Origin of the sequence: Solibacillus daqui (assembly GCF_028747805.1) — a bacterium.
Lineage (GTDB): Bacteria > Bacillota > Bacilli > Bacillales_A > Planococcaceae > Solibacillus > Solibacillus daqui.
In genome coordinates this window covers 2,740,598-2,765,464 of the sequence record NZ_CP114887.1, presented here as the reverse complement: position 1 = coordinate 2,765,464, position 24,867 = coordinate 2,740,598, and the positions used below count along the sequence as shown (strand labels likewise).

The following is a 24,867-nucleotide window of genomic DNA, read 5'->3' as shown; positions in this document are numbered from 1 at the left end:
AATATATATGACAGAAACAAAAAAGCAACCACCCATTCGATATGAGTTAATAAAGACATGTGCGCAAACAGGAGCACGTTTAGGAATTGTGCATACTCCACATGGCTCATTTGAAACACCGACATTTATGCCAGTAGGAACACAGGCTACTGTTAAAGCAATGAGTCCAGAAGAATTAAAAGAAATGAATGCAGGTATCATCCTTTCAAACACGTATCATTTATGGTTACGTCCAGGAAATGACATCGTGAAAGAAGCAGGTGGATTACACAAATTCATGAACTGGGATCGCCCGATTTTAACAGATTCAGGCGGCTTCCAAGTTTTCTCTTTATCAAAGTTCCGTAAAATCGAAGAAGAGGGCGTACATTTCCGCAACCACTTAAATGGCGATAAATTATTCTTATCACCAGAAAAAGCAATGGAAATCCAAAACGATTTAGGTTCAGATATTATGATGGCATTTGACGAGTGTCCACCATTCCCAGCAACATACGAATATATGGAAGCATCTGTAGACCGTACGACTCGTTGGGCAAAGCGTTGTAAAGAAGCGCACCAGCGTCCAGACGAGCAAGGGTTATTCGGTATTATTCAAGGTGGCGAATACGAGGAATTACGTCGTAAATCAGCAGAAGCATTGGTTGAATTAGACTTCCCTGGTTATGCAATCGGTGGTTTGTCGGTTGGTGAACCAAAAGATATTATGAACAAAGTATTAGACTTCACTGCACCAATGATGCCAGCAGACAAACCACGTTACCTAATGGGCGTAGGCTCTCCTGACTCACTAATTGATGGTGCGATTCGCGGAATTGATATGTTTGACTGCGTTTTACCAACACGTATTGCTCGTAACGGTACATTAATGACTTCTGAAGGTCGTATGGTTATTAAAAACGCAAAGTATGCAAAAGACTTTACACCAATCGATGAAACTTGTGATTGTTATACTTGTAAAAACTATACACGTGCATATGTTCGTCACTTAATGCGTACGGAAGAAACGTTTGGTTTACGCTTAACTTCATACCACAACTTACGCTTTTTAATCAAAACAATGGAGCAAGTTCGTGAGGCGATTCGTGAAGACCGTCTTGGTGATTTCAAAGAGGAATTTTTTGAGAAGTATGGTTATAATAAGCCAAATGCAAAAAACTTCTAATAATCTGATAGAATTTTAGTAGAAATTAGCAGTTTTTAATTTTTTTAAGAAATTTTAGAGTTTTTATGCGCAAAATAGCGTAATTTTATACTATACTATGAAAATGAGATATAGAAGGGGGGCAATTTGAGAATGGAAGGTTTATATCAATTTTTACCAATTATCATAATGTTCATTGCGATGTGGTTCATTTTAATTCGACCAGCACAAAAACGTCAAAAAGCAACGACACAAATGCAGACTAACTTAAAACGTGGCGATAAAGTCGTTACAGTTGGTGGGTTACATGGTGAAGTCGACGCAATTGAAGATACTACTGTATACTTATTAGTTGATGGAAATACACGTTTAAAATTCGAACGCCAAGCAATTGGTCGTGTAGAATCTGTGTAATGATAAAAGGCTTGTGGAATGCATCTTCCACAAGCCTTTTTGTATGAATTTTCTATTTTTGTTCATGCTAATTACGAGGTGATCATATGAATGATTATTTACTAATTAGTATTCGGACAATACTTTTATATATTATTTTACTTGTTGTATTTCGTTTAATGGGCAAACGAGAAGTTGGCGAATTGAGCATTGTAGATTTAGCGATTTTTGTTTTAATGGCAGAGGTTGCTGCACTTGCTTTAGATGATCTAAATCATGATTTAGGGAAGGATATATTACCAATTGGTGTATTATTTATCATACAATATGTGAATTCTTGGTTTATTTTAAAAAATAAAAAATTACGTGATTTTATAGAGGGTGATCCTACAATGATCATTCGCGATGGCTGGTTATGTGAAATCGAAATGAGAAAACAGCGCTATAATTTAGATGATTTGCTACAACAATTAAGAGAGCAAGGTGTTAGCTCTGTACAAGATGTGGCCTTTGCGTTTTTAGAGCAGTCTGGAAAATTGTCAATTTATCTTAAGGATCAAGACCCGATAATTTTACCACTTGTGCTTGATGGCTATGTGGATATGCGGCATTTAAAAATTATTGATAGAGATTTGGAATGGTTAGAGCATGAGCTGATGGTACAAGGCTATACTAATATTCGAGATATTTTTTATTGTAGCTATGACAATGGGAAGTGGTTTGTCCAATTACGTGCGCGAAAAGATCGTACGAATGTATAAAATGTCTTGAATGCGAATTTGCTTCGTGAGTACTAATAATAAAATGGTAACTGTAAGTGTTATTATGATTTGTATAGTGAAAGGAAAGTGCTGTGTATAGGTAGGGAGTACGGCAGCTGTAACGATAAATACACTATAGGGCAACACAAAAAATCGAAAACCAACACGGATTTTTGGTTGTTGTTTAATAGACGCGATGTGTAAAAAGGACGTTATTAAAACACCAAAACCTATGGCAATGATAGCACCAAATTCTTGGATTTCCGGCTGAGACGCAAGGAAAAATAATAAAAACAGTTTGCCGATGCCACCATAAATCGAATTCATCATTGCAGCTTGTGCCTCGTCCATTGCCTGTAAAATGGCATGAAGTGGACTTTGAATATAATAAAAATAAAAAATAGGTGCTAAAATTTTCATATAGCCTCGATTTTCTTCTAAATGGAACAAAAGCGTGACCAATTCGTCTCCATGTATGAAAAACAAGGTAGCAGCAATGCAGCCAACTAACGAACTCAGTCTTAGTGAATGGCTGACCCGCTTCGTGAGCAAGGGCAAATCATTGCGTGCTAAGGCGCTACTAACAGCTGGGACGAGAATAATTGATAACGCACTTGGGATGAACGCAGGGAATAATAATAATGGGATATGTACACCAGAAATCACCCCATACAGTGTAGTCGCTGCACCCGCAGTTAGGCCAGCAACGGTCAACGCTTTTAAAAAAACAATCGGCTCTAAAAACCACGTAAATGTGCCAAATAATTTGCTACCCGCAGATGGTAAAGCAATTTGCATAATCGGTTTCGTGAAAGAAGTCTTCGCTTTTTTAGATGTAGCTTGTTTTCGTTTGGCACGAATGTAAAAGTAGCTCAAAAATAGCAACGAAAAGATTTCACCAATCGCCGTAATCGCCATTGCTGCCGCCGCAGTTTTGGCAGGGGACGTAGAAACAAAATACGGCAAAACAGCCATGATGAGTCCAATGCGAACAGCTTGTTCAAGGAGTTGTGCCCAAGCAGTAGGTGCAATTTTAGCTAAGCCTTGTAAGTAAGCTTTTATGAGACTTGATATGATAACTAGTGGTATCGTAAAGACGCTAATATAGAGTGTGAAGATTAAATTTTCATTATGTAATAATGTTTTTGCAATCAATGGGGTACTTAGTAGGGCAATTGGTGTAAATATAATGATTGAAATGACAGATAGTTTAATAGCAGTTGACATGACAGCTGAAATTTGATCGTTTTTACGTGTGGCATCATATTGCGCAATAAGCTTTGACACAGCAATCGGAATCCCTAGTTGAATAAGTGAAATAAAGAAAATGAATGTTGGGTATGAGGTCATATAGAGCCCCACAACTTCTTCACCTGCTATACGCATAAATTGCATGCGGTAAAGAAATCCAAAAAGTTTAGAAATAAAGATGACGAACATTAAAAATAATGTTCCTTTTAAAAATGAGCCCAATTACCTTCTGCTCTCTCCTTTCGAATTCATATACAATTAACGTATGCTCCATAAAATTAAGTTAAAACCTACAGTAGGAGTGATTGCTATGCAAATTCCGTTTTCACAACTTTTTGAACAAGTTCAAGAAATTTTGAAAAACAAAGTTGAGGAAATTCATTACTTTGGCTATGATTCCATTACAGAGCAAGATGTGTGGCGCTATTGCATCGATAAGGTATGGCGTAAGAAAGACGTTCAAAGTTTAAGGCTTCATGAACTCGCTTCAGGAATTTTAGGTGTAAGTGCTTCTGAATTGTTGAACTATATTCAAATAAAAGATTTAAAGCAAAGTAATGTTGAAACAATGATGTCAAAGGATGAACTAGATGAATTATTTGATTCAAAGAAATAGGTCATCATAATTTAGGGAAAAGTAATTCGAAATATCTAGTAATAATTTGACAGTTTCCACAAGCTGTTTCATAATGATAGTGTTGCGCTTTTCAATTTGTAGATATATTATATTTGAAAAGCAAAAAGTACATGAATAGCCATTAGTACATAGTTTGTGGAACGCAGTTAGACGTTTTTTGTTCGTACTTTTTTGTACGACATTGAGGAGGATTTTTTAATGAAATTAGCAAACCGTATAATTACGTTTGTTCTTGTTGTAGCGCTGCTATTCACAGGGATGGGCACAACGGTACAGAAAGTATTAAACGATGTAAGGCTCGGCTTAGACCTTCAAGGTGGATTCGAAGTTCTTTATGAAGTGGAATCATTAGTTGAGGGGCAAGAGATTACACAAAAGGTGCTTGCTGATACAACAACAGCACTGAATAATCGTATTAACATGTTCGGTGTTAGTGAGCCAAGCATTCAGATCGAAGGAGAAAACCGTATTCGCGTACAGCTTGCTGGTTTAGAAGACCAATCGTCTGCACGTGAGTTATTATCTAGTACGGCCAATTTAACGTTCCGTGATGTGAATGACAACATCTTACTCGATGGGACAGATTTAAAAGAGGGTGGTGCAAATGCATCATTCGACGATCAAAACCGTCCAATCGTTACATTAACATTAAAAGATGCATCGAAATTTGCTGAAGTAACACAAAAAGTTATGAGTATGGGTGCGCCAAATAACTTATTAGTCGTTTGGTTAGACTTTGAAGAAGGCGTAGATTCATATGCTGCTGAAATTCAAAAGCCAGTAGAAGAACAAAAGTTTGAATCTGCAGCTTCTGTAACACAAGTATTAAATACAACAGATGTCATGATTTCAGGGAACTTCACTGTTGATGAAACAAAACATTTTGCTTCGATATTAAACTCTGGTTCATTACCAGTTAAATTAACTGAAAAATATTCAACTTCTGTTGGAGCACAGTTCGGTGAAGATGCATTAAATGATACAGTATTAGCAGGTATTGTTGGTGTCATCATAATTTTTATTTTTATGTTACTGTACTACCGCTTACCAGGGTTCATTTCGATTATTACATTAACTGTATTCACTTACTTAGTATTAATCGTATTTAACGGAATCAATGCGGTATTAACATTGCCAGGTATTGCAGCAATTGTTTTAGGTATTGGTATGGCGGTCGATGCCAATATTTTAACGGCAGAGCGTGTTCGCGAAGAATTACGTGTTGGTCATTCTGTAAAAGATGCCTTTAAATTAGGTTCAAAGCAATCTTTATCCGCGATCATTGATGCACAATTAACAACATTGCTTGCTGCGGTAGTATTATTCTACTTTGGTACAAGCTCTGTTAAAGGTTTCGCAACAACATTAATCATTTCGATATTATTATCATTCGTAACAGCGGTATGGGGTTCACGTATGCTACAAGGTTTACTTGTAAATAGTGGCTACTTTAATAACCCAGTTTGGTTTGGTATTCGCAAATCTCAACAGCATAACCTAGAAGAAGGCATTACTTCATTAGATTTAACAACGAAATTCGATAAGATTGATTTCGTGCATAACCGTAAAAAGTTCTATGCACTCTCAACGATTATTCTTGTAGTCGGAATCGTCATTCTTGGCGTGTTCAAGCTAAACTTAGGCATTGACTTCTCTCAAGGTACACGAGTTGAAATTCTAGCAGACAACGCATTAACGCAACAAGAAGTCGTTGAATATTTAGATGAAATTGGTTTTGCAAATGAAGATGTTGTTATTTCGGGAGAAGAGCAAAATATAGCGGTAATGCGTTATAAAACAGACTTCTCTCAACAAGAAGTATTAGATTTTAAAGCTAATGTAGCTGAAAAATATGGTCATGAGCCAAGCTTAAGTACTGTTTCAGCAACAGTTGGTAAAGAGTTAGCGAAAAACGCAATTAAAGCATTAGCACTTGCGGCACTTGGAATTATTATTTATGTAGCGGTTCGTTTCGAATGGCGCATGGGTCTAGGGGCAATTATTTCGTTACTACATGATGTATTCTTTATTGTGGTGATTTTCAGTATGCTACGTTTAGAAGTAGACATTACATTCATTGCAGCGGTGTTAACGATTGTTGGTTATTCAATCAACGATACGATTGTTACGTTCGACCGTATTCGTGAAAATATTGATCGTGCAGGTTCAATTTCTACTAAAGAAGAACTTGCAACAATCGTAAACAAATCTCTTCGTCAAACGATGGGACGCTCTATTAATACAGTGTTAACAGTAATTATTGTAGTCATTGCGCTTATTTTCTTAGGTGCACCGTCGATTCAAAACTTCTCAATTGCCTTACTGATTGGTTTAGTAACGGGTATGTACTCATCAATTTGTATCGCAGCTCAAGTTTGGTATACTTTAAAGTCTCGTGAAATGGACAAAAAAGGTACTGCCGTTGTGAAAAAAGAGAAAAAACAATGGGGTTCAGACGAGCCACAAGTTTAAGAAAGTCAAAAAGGTGTTCAATAAGCTTTTTGCTTATTGAATGCCTTTTTTGTTTGAATAAACCTTAAAAGTGGGAATAGCAATAATTGGATAGACATATTATATTAGAGCAGGTGATGGTAATGAAAAAACAATGGACAGTAGTAGTAGGGATTGGTTTTGCAATAATTATCGCTGTTTTTGCCACGGTAAATGTTGAAAAAGTTCCGGTAGATTATATTTTTGGTGAAGCATATTGGCCATTAATTTTAATTATTTTGGGGTCAGTTTTAGTCGGTTTTATTATGAGTTTTTGCTTTTCCGCATTCCGGATGTTTAGCAGTCAGCGCCAAACAAAAACAGTGCGTAAAGAATTAGAAAATGCGCGAACACTAATTAACGAAAAGGATGATGAAATCCTTGATTTGAAAGCTGAATTGCGAGAGCGAAGTTCCTCTAATTCATAATAGAAGAACTACAGGATGATATCGAAACAAATCGAGATTGAACGAAATAACCCTACAGAAGATGTTTTGCTAAATTTTTAGCAGAGCATCTTTTTTAATTTTAATAAGAATCCTTAGGAAACATCCTTATTTTTTTGTATAATGGACTGCATGAGGAAGTGAATTAACATGATCCAGTCACAAAAACTTTGGACAATCCAAAATCCAGATGAACAGCTTATAAACCAATTAACATCACAGCTAAATATTTCAACAATTGCAGCGAAAATACTCATTGCACGTGGCTGTGAAACAGTGGAGAAGGCGGCACCGCTATTAAAGATAGATGAAACTGCCTATCATGATCCATTTTTAATGGCAGGTATGGAACAAGCAGTTGCCCGAATTGAACAAGCATTAGATTGCGGCGAAAAGATTTTAGTTTATGGAGATTATGATGCCGATGGAATTACAAGTACTACCGTATTGCTTAATGTACTGTTAGATTTAGGCGCAGATGTTGATTTTGTTATTCCGAATCGTTTTCTGCATGGCTATGGCCCAAATGAAAACTTATTCCGACAAGCACATATGGACGGAGTACAATTAATTATTACTGTTGATAATGGAATTAGCGGTATTGAGCAAGTCAAATTGGCACGCGAACTCGGTATGGATGTGATTATTACTGATCACCATGAAGCGGGAGATGAATTACCAGATGCTACTATCATCGTGCATCCACGCATACCAGAGGGGCAATACCCATTTGGTGAGCTTGCAGGTGTAGGTGTTGCATTTAAATTGGCACATGCTTTATATGGCGAATTGCCAGAACATTTATTTGAATATGTGGCGATAGGAACGATTGCCGATTTAGTGCCTTTAGTTGGCGAAAATCGCTATTTGGTTCAGCGCGGTTTACAGGCGTTAAAGCAATCGCACAATCCTTGGGTACCAGCGCTTTGTGAAGCTTCTGGAGCTGTTCAAAAGGAGATTAACGAAGAAACAGTCGGTTTTTACTTTGGTCCGCGCTTAAATGCGATAGGTCGATTAGGTGATGCACAGCCGGGTGTTCACTTTTTAATGAGTGAAAATCAACTAGAAGCGAACAATCTAGCTAAACAGCTAAATGATAAAAATATAGAGCGTAAAAAAATTGTTGAAGATATTACAAATGAAGCGATTGCAATCATTGAAAGTAATGAGGCAATGCGAGATTCACTCGTAATAGTCGTAGCAGGTGAAGGCTGGAATCCAGGCGTTGTCGGCATTGTAGCTTCTCGTTTAGTAGAAAAATATTATCGCCCTACAATTGTCTTATCTATCGATCGCGAAAAAGGGCTTGCAAAAGGTTCTGCCCGTAGTATTGAAGGGTTCCATTTATACAATGAACTTGCGAAAAATCGTGATATTTTACCGCATTTTGGTGGACATCCTATGGCAGCAGGTATGACCTTGCCCATTGAACATGTCGATGAACTTCGAACGAGATTGAATGAGCAAGCAAGTGCATGTTTAACTGAAGAACAATTGATTCAAAAGCTTCAAATTGATGTACCAATTAATCTGAATGAAATTTCGGTAGAAGCAATTGAAGAAATACGTCAGCTCGCTCCATTTGGAACGGAATTCCCGAAGCCTAATTTTGCAATTCAACAGGTGAAAGTAAAGTCAATGCGTAAAATTGGCACAGCTGAGAACCATTTAAAAATGGAACTAGAAGATCCCTATGCGACACTAGATGCAATTGGCTTTGGCAAAGGATATTTGTTTGATGAAATTTCGTATGGCATTGCATTATCGCTCGTTGGGGATTTACAAATTAATGAATGGCAAGGAAATAAAAAACCACAATTTATGATACAAGATGTAGGTGTAAATGAATGGCAGCTGTACGATTATCGTGGGAAAAGTCAAACAGCGCATTGGCTTGCCAAAATACCAATGGAACAAACGGATTTTATTGCCTTTTCTGAGCAAACAATCATTGAACATGCCCAAGTTATTCCAAAGGAAATTGTTCACGTAACAGACCAAGTGTCGTTAGTTGATGTAAAAAAGAATATTGTACTTTTAGATTTACCGGAAAATATCATGCTATTAGAACAACTATTACAAACCGTAAAAGTAGAACGAATATATGCACATTTTTACACGAAAAACTCAGCGTACTTTAACGGGATGCCTTCACGCGATCATTTTACATGGTATTATGGATTTCTGAAAAAACGTCCGACCTTTAACTTGAATCAGCATATTCAACAATTATCACAACATATCGGACTAAATATTGAAGTAATTAAATTTATGACAAAAGTGTTTTTTGAGCTAGGATTTGTTACAATAGAGAATGGTTTGACGACTGTCAATGATAATGCGCCGAAGAAAGCATTATCAGAAGCGCCGTCATATAAAATGCGTTCAAAACAAATCGAGCTCGAGCAAAAACTATTATATGCCACATATAGTGAATTAAAGCAATGGTTTGATGAACGATTGAGTTCTTGAGGAGGAACAAGGAACAATGGATTTAAAACAATATGTAACAACAGTAGAAAACTGGCCTAAAGAAGGGATCAGCTTTAAGGATATTACAACAATTATGGATAACGGTCCTGCATACAAATATGCGACAGATCAAATTGTTGCTTATGCGAAAGAAGTTGGCGCTGAAATTATCGTTGGACCTGAAGCGCGTGGTTTCATTATCGGATGCCCAGTAGCATACGCTTTAGAAATTGGTTTCGCACCAGTACGTAAACCAGGTAAATTACCACGTGAAGTAATTTCAGCGGATTACGGCTTAGAATATGGTACAGATACATTAACAATGCACAAAGACGCTGTAAAACCTGGTCAAAAAGTATTGATTTGTGACGACTTATTAGCAACGGGTGGTACGGTAGAAGCGACGGTGCGTTTAATCGAGCAATTAGGTGGAGAAGTAGTAGGTGCAGCTTTCCTAATTGAGTTAGAGGAATTAAATGGTCGCCAAAAAATTAGCCAAACTCCAATTAAAGCATTAATTAAATACTAAATAGATGCAACTACCCTGTACATTTGTGCAGGGTAGTTTTTTGATGGTTTTGATAAGGATAGCTCTTTGTATTATGAATTACTAAAAAAGGTGTTAGGGAGGTTTTTGAAGTGAATTGTTAAATACTAATGTATAACCATCGATAGAAAGGGGAAGTATGAATTGAAAAAACGATGTTATACACTGCTTTTGTTCATTTTGATTTTAGCAGCTTGCACCTCGTTAGAATTAAATATTAATGAAATTCAAAATATCCCTAATAAAGTACAACAGAAAGTCACGAAACAAACCTGGCATAACGCAACTCTACTTTTCTATAGGCCGATTTTTGGCCCACATTGATAAAAATTCCCCAATTACCGTTCATCAATTCTACAAATTTCGCTTTTCTGCAAAACTAAATGCCCACGTGTCTTTACTTTTACTAGACATTTTTTATACAATTGAATTTATACTTAACGTGAAAATATAAAACAAGGTGGACAAACTATGTCGAAAGAACAAATTTTGGCGCCCGAAGATGTATTCGAGCTGGTCAAATCATATATGAATGAAGAACATGTTGCCTTTGTTGAAAAAGCGTATGAGGTGGCAAAGGAAGCACATAAAGAGCAATTCCGTAGCTCCGGAGAATCATACATTATTCACCCTGTGCAAGTCGCGGGCATTTTAGCCGAATTACAAATGGACCCAGAGACGGTTGCAGCGGGCTTTTTACATGATGTCGTTGAAGATACAGAAGTAACACGAGATGATTTAGTGAACGACTTTAGTGAAGAAGTGGCAAAATTAGTTGATGGTGTTACGAAACTTGGGAAAATCAAATATATGTCAAAAGAAGAACAGCAAGCGGAAAATCACCGTAAAATGTTCGTCGCAATGGCACAAGACATCCGCGTGATTTTGATAAAACTGGCAGACCGCTTACATAATATGCGTACTTTAAAGCATTTACCAGCGGAAAAACAGCGCCGAATTTCTCAAGAAACTTTGGAGATTTTTGCACCATTAGCACATCGATTAGGGATTTCGAAAGTGAAGTGGGAATTAGAAGATACTGCTTTACGCTATTTAAATCCACAGCAATATTACCGTATCGTCAGCCTAATGAAGAAAAAGCGTGATGAACGTGAAGCTTATTTAGACAATGTGATGGACGAAATTAACTCTCAGCTAGAAGAAGTTGAAATTGAAGCGGACGTTTATGGCCGTCCAAAGCATTTATATAGCATTTATCGAAAAATGGCGCTGCAAAAGAAACAGTTTAATGAAATTTATGACTTACTAGCAGTGCGAATATTGGTTGGTAGCATTAAAGATTGCTACGCTGTTATTGGGATTATTCATACGTTGTGGAAGCCGATGCCAGGACGATTTAAAGACTATATTGCGATGCCAAAGCAAAATTTGTATCAATCATTGCATACAACGGTCATCGGACCATATGGCGACCCGCTTGAAGTGCAAATCCGTACAAAAGAAATGCATAAAATTGCGGAATTCGGTATCGCGGCTCACTGGGCTTATAAAGAGGGGAAAACGGTTGAGAGAAATGCAGAAAACATTGACCAAAAATTAACATGGTTCCGTGAAATTTTAGAGTTCCAAAATGAATCATCAAATGCCGCAGAATTTATGGAGTCATTAAAATTCGACTTATTCTCTGACATGGTATACGTATTCTCACCAAAAGGAGATGTTATTGAATTACCAGCAGGCTCTGTCCCTATTGATTTTGCTTACCGTGTACACTCGGAAGTCGGCAACAAAACAATTGGAGCAAAAGTAAACGGTAAAATGGTCCCGCTTGATACACCACTTAAAACGGGTGATATCGTTGAAGTATTAACATCAAAACAATCATTCGGACCAAGTCGTGACTGGATTAAAATTGCACAGAGTTCACAGGCGAAAAATAAAATAAAACAGTTCTTTAAAAAGCATGTACGTGAAGAAAGCGTTGTGAAAGGTAAAGAGCTTGTTGAAAAAGAAATAAAAGCACAAGAATTTGACGCCAAAGAAGTATTAACAGCAGAAAATATTAAGCGTGTTATTGAAAAATTCAATTATACGCACGAAGATGATTTGTATGCAGCAGTTGGTGTAGGTGGTATTACAGCACAGCAAATCGTCAATCGCCTTGCAGAAAAAATGCGTAAAGAGCGTGAACAAGAAGAGGCGCTTGAAAAAATCGTCAGAAATATGAATAGCAATGCACCGAAAAAACGTACTGAATCCGGTGTAATCGTTAAAGGCATCGACAATTTATTAATTCGTCTATCTCGTTGCTGCACACCAGTGCCAGGTGATGAAATTGTTGGCTTTATTACGAAAGGTCGAGGTGTTTCCGTTCACCGTGCAGATTGTCCTAATATTCAAGAGGATGGCAATATGGAACGCTTAATTGAAGTAGAGTGGGAAAATGCCACGACTCAAACGCGTAAAGAATATCCAGTAGATATTGAAATTTCTGCGTTTGATCGCCCAGGGGTATTAAATGATGTCATGCATGCCGTAAGTGAGGCAAAGACGAATATATTAGCAGTAACGGGTCGTGCTGACCGTGATAAAATTGCAACGATTCATTTAACGATTGCGATTTCGAATATTTCTGGACTGCATAAAGTCGTAGAAAAAATTAAGCAGCTGCCGGATATTTATTCTGTACAGCGCGTTATTAATTAATAGATTGAAGGGTATCACATGCGAGTAGTATTACAACGTTCAAAGCTGGCTTCTGTCACAGTAGATGGTCAAATTACCGGCGCGATTGACAAAGGCTATGTGCTATTAGTAGGTATCACACATACCGATACATTAGAAGATATTCAATATGTTGCAAAAAAAATTGCTGATTTGCGTATTTGGGAAGATGAAGATGGCAAAATGAATCGAGCAATCCACGAAGTAGGTGGTACCATTTTATCGGTATCACAATTTACGTTATACGCGGATACACGCAAAGGGAAACGTCCAAGCTTTGCTTCTGCAGCACGTCCAGAGCAAGCAGAACCTCTATGGCAAGCGTTTAATAATGAGTTATCAACATATGGCTTACATGTCGAAACGGGCATTTTTGGTGCAATGATGGATGTTTCACTTGTAAATGATGGTCCTGTAACAATTATTGTAGAATCTAAGGCAAAATAATAAGAGATGAACGAATCACTCCTTTTGTGCATATTGTAGGATATGCAACTAAAGGAGTGATTTTTTGGTTCAAATGAATAATTATTCGAATGCGTACTGGTTGGAAGCAATACAGCATTATTTAGGGCAAATGGTCGCTGTGCAACAAACAGGTAATCATGTTCAACAAGGTGTTTTAGCAGCTGTCTGTCCAGATTATATTTTACTAGATGTATGCCGAACGCCTTTTTACATTCGTATTGATCAAATTGTTTGGATAACGCCGTTTGTAAATCGCAAAGACTAAGGAATAGCGCTACTTCTACTGGCATATGTTTTGTTAAGTAGGAGGGGTGCAAGTTTGTTTCAACGCGTTAATCGTTTGTTAATTGAATTGCCGCAAGTGGAGTATGGTGACGCCAATGCGGCGAGTGCAGTTCAAGAATTATTAGGTGGAAAGTTTGGCGAAATGTCGACACTTAATAATTATATGTATCAGTCGTTTAATTTTCGTGGCAAAAAGAAGCTAAAGCCTTTTTATGATTTAGTTGCAAGTATTACGGCAGAGGAGTTTGGCCACGTAGAGCTTGTAGCGAATACGATTAATTTACTCAATAAGGATAGCTCGTTTTCAGGTGTACCAAATGTGGCGCCACTGCAAAATGCAAAAAACATGCGGAATACACAAAGCTTTATTGCTGCTGCACAAACGTCTTTACCAATGGATTCAATGGGGAAGCCTTGGACAGGGGAAAATGTGTTTTCTAGTGGGAATTTAGTGCTTGATTTACTGCATAATTTTTTCTTAGAATGCGGAGCGCGTACTCATAAAATGCGTGTGTTTGAGATGACCGATCACCCAACCGCACGTGAAATGATTGGTTATTTACTTGTGCGCGGTGGTGTTCACGTAGTGGCATATGCTAAAGCTATTGAAATGGCAACAGGGCTTGATGTCACAAAAATGCTACCAATTCCAAGTCTTGATAACCATGTGTTTGATCAGGCAAGAAAATACGAAGAGCGCGGCTATGGAAATGTACTCTTTACGTGGAATTATGTTGGCGATTATAAGGATATTGATAAGATTTGGAAAGGAACACATCCGTTGACGAACGCTCCGCTCATTGTGGAGGAGGGCACACCAAAGGGAGTGAAAATTCCAGATTTACATGAACTACCTGAAGAATTTGCACCGGGTATTGGTCCTGAAGAATATCAAATGATTGCCAAGCGGTTAATGGCCAACTTATAAAAAAGGAATGGTCCGGGAAGTATTTCCTGGACTATTCCTTTTCGTCGAGGATGAGCCAATCCTCAGTTTACTTACAATACGTTACAACCTTTTGGAAATCTAAATCGCCACCAAAAATTGATAATGCACTGCCAATTGTTACATGAAGTTTACCATTTGAGATTGATTCGAATTCTTTTAAATCCTCAAGTGAACGTACACCACCAGCATACGTAGTTGGAATCGAAGTCCACTGCGCTAAATCACGAACAAGCTCCTCTTGCATACCACTACGTTTGCCTTCCACGTCAACCGCATGAATTAATAACTCATCACAATAATTCTCAATTTGCTGAATCGATTGTGCATTTACTTCAAAATCACTGAATTTCGTCCATTTGTCGGTTACAACAAACCATTTATCATCACGTTTGCGACAGCTTAAATCAATGACTAATCTTTCTTTGCCGACAGCTTGTACTAATTTTTCGAGGCGCGCTATATCTAATATCCCATCATGAAAAATATAAGAGGTAACGATAACGTGTGATGCGCCGGCCTCAATATATTTCGTTGCATTGTCAGCGGTAATACCACCGCCAATTTGCAAGCCGTTTGGATACGCTTGTAACGCGCGAATTGCCGCGTCTACATTGCCAGGGCCAAGCATTATGACATGTCCACCTGTTAATTTATTTTGCTGAAATAATGATGCATAATATGAGGAATCATGCTCGGATGTAAAATTTTCTACAACTTCTTTATCTTGATAGCCGAGCGTGCTGCCGACGATTTGTTTGACTTTGCCATCATGTAAGTCAATACATGGTCTAAATTGCATGTTTTCACTACCTTTACTTTCAATAATTATGTTCTATCATACCATTTTACTAACTGAAATTAATAGAAAAATCAGACGCATCGCAGGTTTAGCAATGGCAAAGACAGTATAGGCATCGTATGGTAAAATGACGATACGATGAAAAAGAAGGTGTGACATGAAAATGGCGGAAAATCTAGATTTGTTCGAGCTAAATAAAAACTTTATTTTAGGTCGCCCAATAGTAACAATTTTTCATAATGCAACGAATATGTACTCCATTGTTCGTGTCAAAATTCAAGAAACAAATATTCAATTTGAAGAAAAAGAAATTATTGTTGTTGGCTATTTTCCAAAATTAGCTGAAGATGAGCTCTACCGTTTTAAAGGGCAAATGAAAACACACCCAAAATATGGGGTACAATTTCAAATTGATACCTTTGAAAAAGAAGTGCCGACAACAGAGCAAGGTATTGTGCATTATTTATCGAGTGATTTATTTACAGGTATTGGACGCAAAACAGCAGAGACGATTGTCGAAAAGCTTGGCCTCGATGCATTAACGAAAATTTTAGAAGACCCATCAGCGCTCGATGCGGTACCACGACTTTCAGTAGAAAAAAAATTGCATATTCGTCAGACGATAGAAGAAAATCTAGGTTTAGAGCGTGTAATGGTACGTCTCAATGAATGGGGATTCGGCCCACAGCTAGGGATGAAAATTTATCAAGCTTATCGAGAGGCAACAATTTCGCTACTTACTGAAAATCCGTACCGTCTTATTGAAGAAGTAGACGGGGTGGGTTTTATACGCGCGGATGAACTTGGTGCGAAGCTTGGCATTACTGGCAATCATCCAGACCGGATAAAAGCGGCGATTTTTCATGTGCTAACAAATGCGGCTTTATCGGAGGGGCATGTTTATTTGGAAGCAGAAATTGTGCTTCCTCTAGTAAAGGCAATGCTTGAACAAAGTCAGCGTATTGAAATTCCGTATGAGGCGATTTCACAAGCGGCAATTGAAATGCGTGAAGAGTCGAAAATTTGCGGTGAAGAAACACGCATGTATTTACCTACGCTCTATTTCAGTGAAGTAGGAATCGCGAGTAAAATTATTGAGCTAAAAGAAAAAAATAAGTTAGCACAAAATTTTTCGCGTGACGAAATTCGAAAAGCAATTGGCGATATTGAAGAGCAATATGAGGTGACATATGCTCCAACACAGGCACAAGCAATTGAAACGGCACTTAATTCAGCCGTCATGATATTAACGGGCGGACCAGGTACAGGGAAGACGACCGTTGTGCGCGGTTTAGTGGAAGTGTATGCAGAACTACATGGTTTATCTTTAAATCCCAAAACATATGTAGAAAAAGACGAGCCATTTCCGATCGTACTTGCAGCTCCAACAGGACGTGCAGCAAAACGTTTAGCCGAATCAACAGGATTACCTGCGATGACGATTCATCGCTTATTAGGTTTTAACGGACAGGAAAAAGATGAAGAAACAGGACGTGAGGTTGTTGGGCGGTTAATTATTATCGATGAAATGTCGATGGTTGACACGTGGTTGGCACATCAACTACTAAAAGCGTTGCATGAAGATGTACAAGTAGTTTTTGTTGGTGACCAAGACCAGCTACCTCCTGTAGGACCAGGGCAAGTATTAAAAGACTTGCTCGGTTCGCAGCAAATTCCTATAGTTGAATTAACCGATGTTTATCGTCAAGCGGAAGGCTCAACAATTATTGAAATGGCTCATCAAATTAAAAAGGGCATTGTACCAGATAGTTTAACGGTGAAAACATCCGATCGCTCTTTTATTCAAGCAGCTGCTAACCAAGTAACGAGTGTTGTCACACAAGTAGTGAAGGGAGCCATGTCAAAAGGTCAGGCAATTCGTGACATTCAAGTGCTCGCGCCAATGTATAAAGGGCCTGCAGGTATTGATAACTTAAATAAAGAAATTCAAGAGCTTGTTAATCCGAATGATGGCACACGAAAAGAACTCGTCTTTGGGGATACTATTTACCGTATTGGTGATAAAGTGTTACAACTAGTTAATCAACCTGAAAACAACGTATTTAATGGGGATATGGGTGAAGTTATTGCAATCATTCGAGCGAAGGAAACAGTTGAAAAGCAGGATTTACTTGTTGTTTCTTATGATGGCATTGAAGTAACGTATCAGCGACCAGATTTAAATCAAATCACCCTTGCTTACTGCTGCTCAATCCATAAATCACAAGGCTCAGAATTCCAAACTGTTATTATGCCAGTTGTTCGTGGCTATTCGAAAATGCTACGACGAAATTTGCTGTATACTGGTATTACACGTGCAAAAAACTTCTTAATTTTATGTGGAGAACCAGATGTGCTGGCTAAAGGATTAGCAACAACAGATGATTTAATGCGTTTTACAACATTAAAGGCACGTTTAAATCCAACATTAACGACAGAAGTTATCGAAGCGGTGTCACAAGAAAAGCCCTCATCAATTATGGAACTTAAACAGGAACAAACAGCAATACAATCTACCACAGAACAGTTAGGATTATTAAATACTGCAGAATCACATAAAATTGGTGAAGTATTACCAAGCAATTTAACAACGGAAACAGCGCCCTATATTCATCCGTTGATTGGTATGGACGGCATTTCACCGTATGATTACAATGATTAGATTGAAAATCATTTATTACTTTATCTAACATAATCCGTTCTGCTACGCTACGGGAGGCCAACACGATGTTGGTCACGAATGCGTTGCCACACGATGTGGCGCTTTTAGCATTTGCACTACTGTTCCTGAGGGCGTGGCTGCAAAGCGTTGACAAACGCTTTGCGACGAGTAACCGCAGGAGCAACTTTTCTTTTTTCCGCACACGCGCAGGTCTCAGAAGTTTCCTCAAAAAATTGTGCTCCTGTCGCTGCGCTTTCGTCGCAAAGCAAAGCTCAAATCATACGGCATTTGAGCCTTACTTCACTTCGCGGCACTCTACTATAAAGGGCTAACTTTTAATTTAAGATACAATATTGTAAACAGTGTAATATTTTATTCAGCACCGCCGCCTCGCGATAGCGCAAGAGGCAACATTGGACTCTTTTACCTTTATTAAAACAAAACGTAATATTTTTATTTGGCGGGCCATGCATGCTGTCATGCCGTAGCCCGCCAAAATAAGTAACACTGCACTTAATCCATTTTTTGTTAGTAAATTTGCTCAATGTTAGTTATTAATTTAATCCAGTAATTTCTTCTTATAAATTTGAAGAAATTACTGGATTTTTTGTCTTCTAGTACTGTATTTCTAACGCCAATTGTTCGAGTGTTTTTCGGTCATTTAAAATATAGCCACGGTTATTCTTTGTTAAATAGCCAGCCTCTGTAAACTTTGCAAGTACAAATAGTAAATGGCGGTAAGATACTCCTAAATATTCGCATACCTCGGTATGTTTTTCTTTGTAAAAATCATTGTCAGAAGTCAGTAAGATAAAAGAAGCAAGTCGATTTTCAAGAGGATATGCTTGATTTTGAGTATACCTGGCAGTTATTTTCATAGTTTTTGAGCTTAAAAACAGACAAATCTTTTTTAAAAAAACGGGATCGGCGAGTAGCTTGTCTTTTACATCGCGGAAATGAATGGCAAGGCAAATGGTTTGTGTAACAGTTTGAATGCCTTTTGAATAACGTGCCTCGTTTAATAATTCGATTTCCCCCATAAACGTCGGGGAAGTTAAAAATTCGATTAAAGAAATTTTCCCGTTTTTATGTGTTATGTATAGCTTTGCTTTCCCTTCAATCATGTAGTATAACGCATCGGGGTGTGATTGCTCTTGAAAGATAAATTCACCCTTTTCAAATTCATACACATGAATAAATGGGGTAATATCAAATGAAAAATATTGCGTAATGGGATACTTGTTAATATAATAAATTGCTTCATCATATGCTAATTTTTTCAAGAAATAATGCAACTCCTAAACAGAAAATATGAGATATCTCACAGTATTGTAATGGGTATCGTGCTAATATTCAACATAATAGAAATTAAAAAAAGGAAGGTTTTGTATGAATCAACAACGTTGGTTAGCGAAAAACTTCTTTATGTTTTTTGCAACATGGGGCATTTTTATTGCCTATTGGACAGGCTGGCTGATAAATGATAAGGGAGTTTCAGTTTCAGAAGCAAGTGAAATTATGGGGTTCGGATTAGTAGCGCGTGCGTTTTCGACGATGTTTATTTTCCCTTACGTCTCAAAAATTATGAGTAATAAACGTGTATTAATATTCTTTACGTTAGCTTCATTAATTGTGACGGTATTATATATCCCGGTAGATTCTTTTGTCGGATTGTTTATAATTACAATGTTATTTAGCATGTTTTATCCGGCATTATTACCAGCTGTGGAAAGTAGTGCCGCAACACTTATGCAACATGGACAAATCCATTACGGAAAAGCGCGATCTCTTGGTTCGTTTGGTTACATTGTGTCTGTATTAATTATTAGTATGTTAACGGGTGTTTACGGGGAACAAATAATTTTATGGACAATGATTTTTGGGTTAACTGCATTATTTGCGATTCAATTAATGCCAGCTCCACCAATTTTAAGTGTTCTACCAAAGATTGATAACACTAAAACATTATCAATGAAAAGTTTGTTTAAGGAAAAGAGTTTTGTAGTAGTTATAATTGTCGTCATATTGTTGCAAGGTGCCCATGCCTCGTACTACAATTATGGCTATATTTATTTACAAAATTTAAACGTCAATGCTTTTTATATTGGGATGATTTTAAATGTCGCGGTGCTTTTTGAAATTTTATATTTCTTAAAGGCGGATTCGTTTTTAACGAAATGGAAGCCTTCTTCGCTCATGTTGCTAGCTGCAATAGGCTCGACAGTGCGTTGGTTGCTCATTTATTTGTTCCCAAATATGCCTATGTTTGTCGTGTCGCAAGTGCTACATGCCTTGTCGTTTGCAATGGCACATTATGCATTCATACAATATATTTCAAAAGCTTTACCGAAAGAGCAAATTCCTAATGCGCAAGGACTGTATTCTGCATTAGCAATGAGCTTAAGTGCGGCGCTATTAACATTGCTTGGTGGGGTGCTTTATGAAATTGAACCAGGCTTAGCCTTTTTAGGTATGCTGATCTTTACGGTACCTGCTGTATTTATTATTCTGTTGACAAAAAAACGTTTTGATTATTAATAAGTGTCAATTGACAGTACGTTGTTATTTTATTTATAATGAATAAAGAATAAAATTGAAAACGATGATGGAATAAGTACGTAATAATAATCATGTATTAGAAAGAGATTCCTTGGCTGAAATAATCTCCATGAACTATTACCGAAAGCTACTCCAGAGTGCAGCTAATCCCTGCCGTGTGCTTACGTTACAAGCATCTGAGATATAGTGCCATTTTGCATTATAAATTAGGGTGGTACCACGAGATAACAGTCTTCGTCCCTTTACCTGGGATGGAGGCTTTTTTTTATTGGTAAAATTCATCGTCAACTCAACAATATTAGGAGGAAAAACACATGACAACAAAAACAATGACAGGATCTGAAATTCGTCGTTTATACCTGGATTTCTTTAAAGAAAAAGGCCACCACGTTGAGCCTTCAGCGCCACTTGTACCTATCAATGACCCATCATTATTATGGATTAACTCAGGGGTAGCAACATTAAAGCCGTACTTCGATGGTCGTATTATTCCAGATAACCCACGAATTACAAATGCTCAAAAATCAATTCGTACTAACGATATTGAAAATGTAGGTAAAACAGCGCGACACCATACTTTCTTTGAAATGTTAGGAAACTTCTCAATTGGTGATTATTTTAAAAAAGAATCAATTCACTATGCTTGGGAATTTTTAACGGATCCGAAATGGATGGGCTTTGAACCTGAAAAATTATCGATTACGCTACACCCTGAAGACCAAGAAGCTTATGACGTGTGGCATAACGAAATTGGCATTCCTGCTGAGCGTTTAATTCGTTTAGAGGGGAACTTCTGGGATATCGGTGAAGGTCCATCTGGTCCAAACTCTGAAATTTTCTATGACCGTGGTGAAGCTTATGCATTTGGTGCACCTGAAGAAGAGCTATACACAGGTGGCGAAAACGAGCGTTACTTAGAAATTTGGAACCTTGTGTTCTCTCAATTTAACCATAATCCAGATGGCACTTACACGCCACTACCAAAGCAAAATATTGATACAGGTATGGGACTAGAGCGTATCGTTTCGGTTGTACAAAACGTACCAACAAACTTTGATACGGACCTATTCATGCCAATTATCGAAAAAACAGAAGAATTCGCAAACCGTAAATACAAACGTCCAGGTGAAGTAGACTTAAAAGAAATTTTCGGTTCAGCTGAAGATATTAACACGCCATTCAAAGTTATTGCCGACCATATCCGTACAGTAGCATTCGCAATCGGTGATGGAGCATTACCTTCAAACGAAGGACGTGGTTATGTACTTCGTCGTTTACTACGTCGTGCGGTACGCTATGCAAAACAAATTGGTATCGACAAGCCATTTATGTACAAATTAGTGCCAACAGTAGGTGCGAATATGCAAGACTTCTACCCAGAAGTTACTGAAAAACAAGAATTCATTCAACGTGTGATTAAAAACGAAGAAGATCGCTTCCACGAAACATTAGACGGTGGTTTAGCAATTCTTTCTGAAGTCATTGAAGCACAAAAAGCAAAAGGGGAAACAGTTATTCCGGGTAGCGATGCATTCAAACTTTATGACACATTTGGTTTCCCAGTGGAATTAACAGAAGAGTACGCGGAAGAAGCAGGCATGAAAGTTGACCATGCTGGTTTTGAGACGTCAATGGAAGAGCAACGAGAACGCGCTCGTAATGCACGTACGGACGTGGACTCAATGCAAGTCCAAAATGAAGTATTATCAAACTTAAAACAGGCATCTACATTTACTTACAATGCATATGAATTACAAGGTACCGTGGCTGCAATTGTTGTTAACGGTCAAGAAACAAACACAGCTTCTGAAGGTCAAGAAGCACTTATTATCTTATCTGAAACGCCATTCTACGCTGAAATGGGTGGTCAAATAGCTGATACAGGTGTTATTGAATCAGATACATTCAAAGCAATCGTAAAAGATGTACAAAAAGCACCAAACGGGCAACCATTACACACAGTTGTTGTTGAATCTGGTGAAATGAACGTTGGAGACGCGGCAACGGCTAAAGTTGACGAAGCAAAACGTAAATTAATCCTGAAAAATCATACAGCTACACACTTAATGCACCGCGCTTTAAAAGATGTGTTAGGTGACCACGTAGCACAGGCTGGTTCTTATGTAGGTCCAGATCGTTTGCGCTTCGACTTTTCACACTTCGGTGGGGCAACAAAAGAAGAGCTTGCACAAGTAGAGCGCGCAGTAAACGAAAAGATTTGGGAAGATATCGAAGTTGTTATTCAAGAAATGGATATCGATTCAGCAAAAGCAATGGGCGCAATGGCATTATTCGGTGAAAAATACGGTGATGTTGTCCGCGTAGTAGCAGTTTCGGATTATTCAATCGAGCTTTGCGGTGGTTTACACGTGAGCCGTTCTTCTGAAATTGGTATTTTCAAAATTGTTTCTGAAGGTGGTATCGGTGCTGGTACACGTCGTATCGAAGCGGTAACAGGTAAAGCTGCATATGAAGCAATTAAAGAAGAAGAAGCAATTCTAAACGAAGCAGCAACTTTATTAAAAGCAAATCCAAAAGATGTAGCAACACGCGTAGCATCACTTCAAGCAGATTATAAAGAATTACAACGCGAAAATGATTCGTTATCACAAAAAATTGCCAACGCACAAGCTGGTGCAGTGTTAGATGCGGCACAACAAATCGGTGATGTAACCGTACTTGCGACACGCGTTGAAGCGAAAGATAATAATCAATTACGTCAAATGATGGATGATTTAAAAGAAAAAATGTCATCAGCAATTATCGTACTTGGTGCATCAGATAATGATAAAGTAATGCTATGTGCTGGTGTAACGAAAGATATTGTTGGTGGTAACTACCATGCTGGTAACATCGTAAAATTAGTGGCAGAAGCTTGCGATGGTAAGGGAGGCGGTCGTCCAGATATGGCGATGGCTGGTGCAAAAGATGCTTCTAAATTAGATGAAGCTCTAGCAAATGTATATGAACACGTGAAATCTTTATAAGTTTGAAAATTTACTCGAAGCATATTTGAAGTGCTTGCTTGAATAAGTTATAATAGTAAAAATGGAGAAGGTGTCTTATACCGACTCCTTATTGCTGAAAGCGAGGTGCTGGTCTTGAGTTCTTTCGATCAAACAATGAAATTCAGTTTTCCTGAAGAGTCAATGGAACAAGAAGTAAAGCAAGTGATGTTGAAGGTGTATACGTCTCTAGAAGAAAAAGGTTACAATCCAACAAATCAAATTGTAGGTTATCTGTTATCTGGTGACCCGGCATACATCCCTCGCCACCAAGACGCGCGTAATTTAATCCGCAAGCTCGAGCGTGATGAAATATTAGAGGAGCTCGTGAAATTTTATATTAGAAAGAATACTGAGGCGGAATAATGAAAATTATGGGTTTAGACGTTGGCTCAAAAACAATCGGAGTGGCAATTAGTGATGCACTTGGTTGGACAGCGCAAGGAATTGAAACTGTAAAAATCAACGAAGCTGAAGGTGAATTCGGCATTGAACGCATTAAAGAACTTACAAAAGAGCACAATGTCACAGAATTTGTTGTCGGCTATCCAAAAAACATGAATAATACAGTTGGTCCTCGTGGGGAAGCTTCTGAAAACTATAAAAAGTTATTAGAAGATACATTTGGGTTCCCTGTGAAGCTATGGGATGAGCGTTTAACAACGATGGCTGCTGAGCGCGTGCTACTAGAAGCAGATGTAAGCCGTAAAAAACGTAAACAGGTCATTGATAAAATGGCTGCTGTCATGATCTTACAAGGTTATTTAGACAGCCGAAATTAAACATTTCTTGCCTTAAATCCTTTTAAGGCAGAAATAAAAATTGCTTAAAATGAGGCTTTTTTGTACTGAATACAGGAAGCTTTATGTATAATGAGTTGAGCAATAATAGGTATTGCCTAAATATTATGAAGAGGTGACAATTATGTCAGAACAACAACACCACATTACAGTAGTAGACGATAACGGTAACGAGCAACTTTGCGAAATTTTACACACATTTGAATCAGAAGAGTTCGGTAAATCTTACGTGCTTTATTCTTTAGTAGGTGCTGAAGAAGATGCAGATGGTGCTGTAGAAATCTTTGCATCAGCGTTCGTACCAGCTGAAAATGGTGAAGATGGCGAATTAACGCCTATCGAAACTGAAGCAGAATGGGATTTAATTGAAGAAGTATTAAATCAAATCGAAGACGAATTAGGCGAAGAATAATTTATTCGAAAAACAAAGGGATTGTCTGGAAAGTGTTTTCTAGACAATCCCTTTTCGCCGAAGATGGAGGGCAGCACATTACGGGTCGTGAATGCGTTTTCA

The 24,867-nt window shown here is 37.9% G+C and carries 21 protein-coding genes and 1 other annotated feature; of the genes, 18 read left to right on the top strand and 3 right to left on the bottom strand.

The genetic code is table 11. From position 1 onward, the window contains the following. Positions 1-7: 7 nt before the first annotated feature. The 3 genes from tgt (at position 8) to O7776_RS13550 (ending at position 2,298) form a co-directional block, all read left to right on the top strand. Positions 8-1,165: a tRNA guanosine(34) transglycosylase Tgt gene (gene tgt, locus O7776_RS13560; RefSeq protein WP_241369287.1), complete on the top strand. Its 1,158-nt coding sequence runs from the start codon at positions 8-10 to the stop codon at positions 1,163-1,165. A 132-nt stretch (positions 1,166-1,297) separates the two neighbouring features. Further along, the gene (gene yajC / locus O7776_RS13555; protein WP_274307564.1) at positions 1,298-1,558 is read left to right on the top strand and encodes a preprotein translocase subunit YajC; all 261 of its coding nucleotides are present in this window, start codon (positions 1,298-1,300) and stop codon (positions 1,556-1,558) included. Between the two features lie 86 nt (positions 1,559-1,644). Then, entirely contained in the window at positions 1,645-2,298 is a 654-nt protein-coding gene (locus tag O7776_RS13550) for a DUF421 domain-containing protein (protein WP_274307563.1), read from the top strand. Here the strand turns inward: O7776_RS13550 and O7776_RS13545 are convergent. Then, positions 2,266-3,771, bottom strand: coding sequence for a putative polysaccharide biosynthesis protein (locus O7776_RS13545; RefSeq protein ID WP_274307562.1), 1,506 nt, complete (start codon positions 3,769-3,771; stop codon positions 2,266-2,268). The two genes, O7776_RS13550 and O7776_RS13545, sit on opposite strands and share 33 nt — an antisense overlap. 88 nt (positions 3,772-3,859) lie before the next feature. On the opposite strand from O7776_RS13545, the gene O7776_RS13540 reads away from it, so the two are divergent. From O7776_RS13540 to O7776_RS13500, 9 genes are all read left to right on the top strand, one after another. Next, positions 3,860-4,165, top strand: coding sequence for a post-transcriptional regulator (locus O7776_RS13540; RefSeq protein WP_274307561.1), 306 nt, complete (start codon positions 3,860-3,862; stop codon positions 4,163-4,165). Between the two features lie 219 nt (positions 4,166-4,384). Continuing rightward, positions 4,385-6,658: a protein translocase subunit SecDF gene (secDF, locus tag O7776_RS13535; RefSeq protein ID WP_274307560.1), complete on the top strand. Its 2,274-nt coding sequence runs from the start codon at positions 4,385-4,387 to the stop codon at positions 6,656-6,658. 122 nt (positions 6,659-6,780) lie between these two features. Next, positions 6,781-7,104 (top strand): LapA family protein, encoded by a 324-nt coding sequence (locus O7776_RS13530; RefSeq protein ID WP_274307559.1) that lies wholly within the window; start codon positions 6,781-6,783, stop codon positions 7,102-7,104. Between the two features lie 168 nt (positions 7,105-7,272). Then, positions 7,273-9,594 (top strand): single-stranded-DNA-specific exonuclease RecJ, encoded by a 2,322-nt coding sequence (recJ, locus tag O7776_RS13525; RefSeq protein ID WP_274307558.1) that lies wholly within the window; start codon positions 7,273-7,275, stop codon positions 9,592-9,594. A gap of 16 nt (positions 9,595-9,610) precedes the next feature. Then, a complete protein-coding gene (locus O7776_RS13520) occupies positions 9,611-10,123 on the top strand; it encodes an adenine phosphoribosyltransferase (RefSeq protein ID WP_274307557.1) in 513 nt (170 codons plus the stop codon). Between the two features lie 489 nt (positions 10,124-10,612). Further along, a complete protein-coding gene (locus O7776_RS13515; RefSeq protein WP_274307556.1) occupies positions 10,613-12,808 on the top strand; it encodes a RelA/SpoT family protein in 2,196 nt (731 codons plus the stop codon). Between the two features lie 18 nt (positions 12,809-12,826). After that, positions 12,827-13,273: a D-aminoacyl-tRNA deacylase gene (gene dtd / locus O7776_RS13510; protein ID WP_274307555.1), complete on the top strand. Its 447-nt coding sequence runs from the start codon at positions 12,827-12,829 to the stop codon at positions 13,271-13,273. A gap of 73 nt (positions 13,274-13,346) precedes the next feature. Beyond that, positions 13,347-13,559 carry a YuzF family protein gene (locus O7776_RS13505; RefSeq protein WP_241369551.1) on the top strand — a complete coding sequence of 71 codons (213 nt, stop codon included), beginning with the start codon at positions 13,347-13,349 and terminating at the stop codon, positions 13,557-13,559. 54 nt (positions 13,560-13,613) lie between these two features. Continuing rightward, positions 13,614-14,507, top strand: coding sequence for a manganese catalase family protein (locus O7776_RS13500; RefSeq protein WP_274307554.1), 894 nt, complete (start codon positions 13,614-13,616; stop codon positions 14,505-14,507). A 67-nt stretch (positions 14,508-14,574) separates the two neighbouring features. Here O7776_RS13500 and hisA read toward each other — a convergent pair whose 3' ends face one another. Next, positions 14,575-15,327: a phosphoribosylformimino-5-aminoimidazole carboxamide ribotide isomerase gene (gene hisA, locus O7776_RS13495; RefSeq protein ID WP_274307553.1), complete on the bottom strand. Its 753-nt coding sequence runs from the start codon at positions 15,325-15,327 to the stop codon at positions 14,575-14,577. 163 nt (positions 15,328-15,490) lie between these two features. On the opposite strand from hisA, the gene recD2 reads away from it, so the two are divergent. Then, the gene (gene recD2, locus O7776_RS13490; RefSeq protein ID WP_274307552.1) at positions 15,491-17,989 is read left to right on the top strand and encodes an SF1B family DNA helicase RecD2; all 2,499 of its coding nucleotides are present in this window, start codon (positions 15,491-15,493) and stop codon (positions 17,987-17,989) included. A 614-nt stretch (positions 17,990-18,603) separates the two neighbouring features. On the opposite strand, the gene yeiL is transcribed toward recD2, so the two are convergent. Beyond that, entirely contained in the window at positions 18,604-19,272 is a 669-nt protein-coding gene (yeiL, locus tag O7776_RS13485) for a transcriptional regulator YeiL (protein WP_274307551.1), read from the bottom strand. 106 nt (positions 19,273-19,378) lie between these two features. Here yeiL and O7776_RS13480 point away from each other — a divergent pair, with 106 nt between their 5' ends. The 5 genes from O7776_RS13480 (at position 19,379) to O7776_RS13460 (ending at position 24,765) form a co-directional block, all read left to right on the top strand. After that, on the top strand, positions 19,379-20,527 hold the full coding sequence (locus tag O7776_RS13480) for an MFS transporter (RefSeq protein ID WP_274307550.1): 1,149 nt from the start codon (positions 19,379-19,381) through the stop codon (positions 20,525-20,527). 55 nt (positions 20,528-20,582) lie between these two features. Then, positions 20,583-20,793, top strand: a binding site (T-box leader). 69 nt (positions 20,794-20,862) lie between these two features. Next, positions 20,863-23,535: an alanine--tRNA ligase gene (gene alaS / locus O7776_RS13475; protein WP_274307549.1), complete on the top strand. Its 2,673-nt coding sequence runs from the start codon at positions 20,863-20,865 to the stop codon at positions 23,533-23,535. Between the two features lie 114 nt (positions 23,536-23,649). Continuing rightward, positions 23,650-23,919, top strand: a complete 270-nt coding sequence (locus O7776_RS13470; RefSeq protein ID WP_241369270.1) for an IreB family regulatory phosphoprotein — start codon at positions 23,650-23,652, stop codon at positions 23,917-23,919. Then, entirely contained in the window at positions 23,919-24,335 is a 417-nt protein-coding gene (ruvX, locus tag O7776_RS13465; protein WP_241369268.1) for a Holliday junction resolvase RuvX, read from the top strand. The genes O7776_RS13470 and ruvX overlap by 1 nt, the downstream gene beginning before the upstream one ends. A gap of 142 nt (positions 24,336-24,477) precedes the next feature. Beyond that, positions 24,478-24,765, top strand: a complete 288-nt coding sequence (locus tag O7776_RS13460) for a DUF1292 domain-containing protein (protein ID WP_274307548.1) — start codon at positions 24,478-24,480, stop codon at positions 24,763-24,765. The last annotated feature ends 102 nt before the right edge of the window (positions 24,766-24,867 follow it).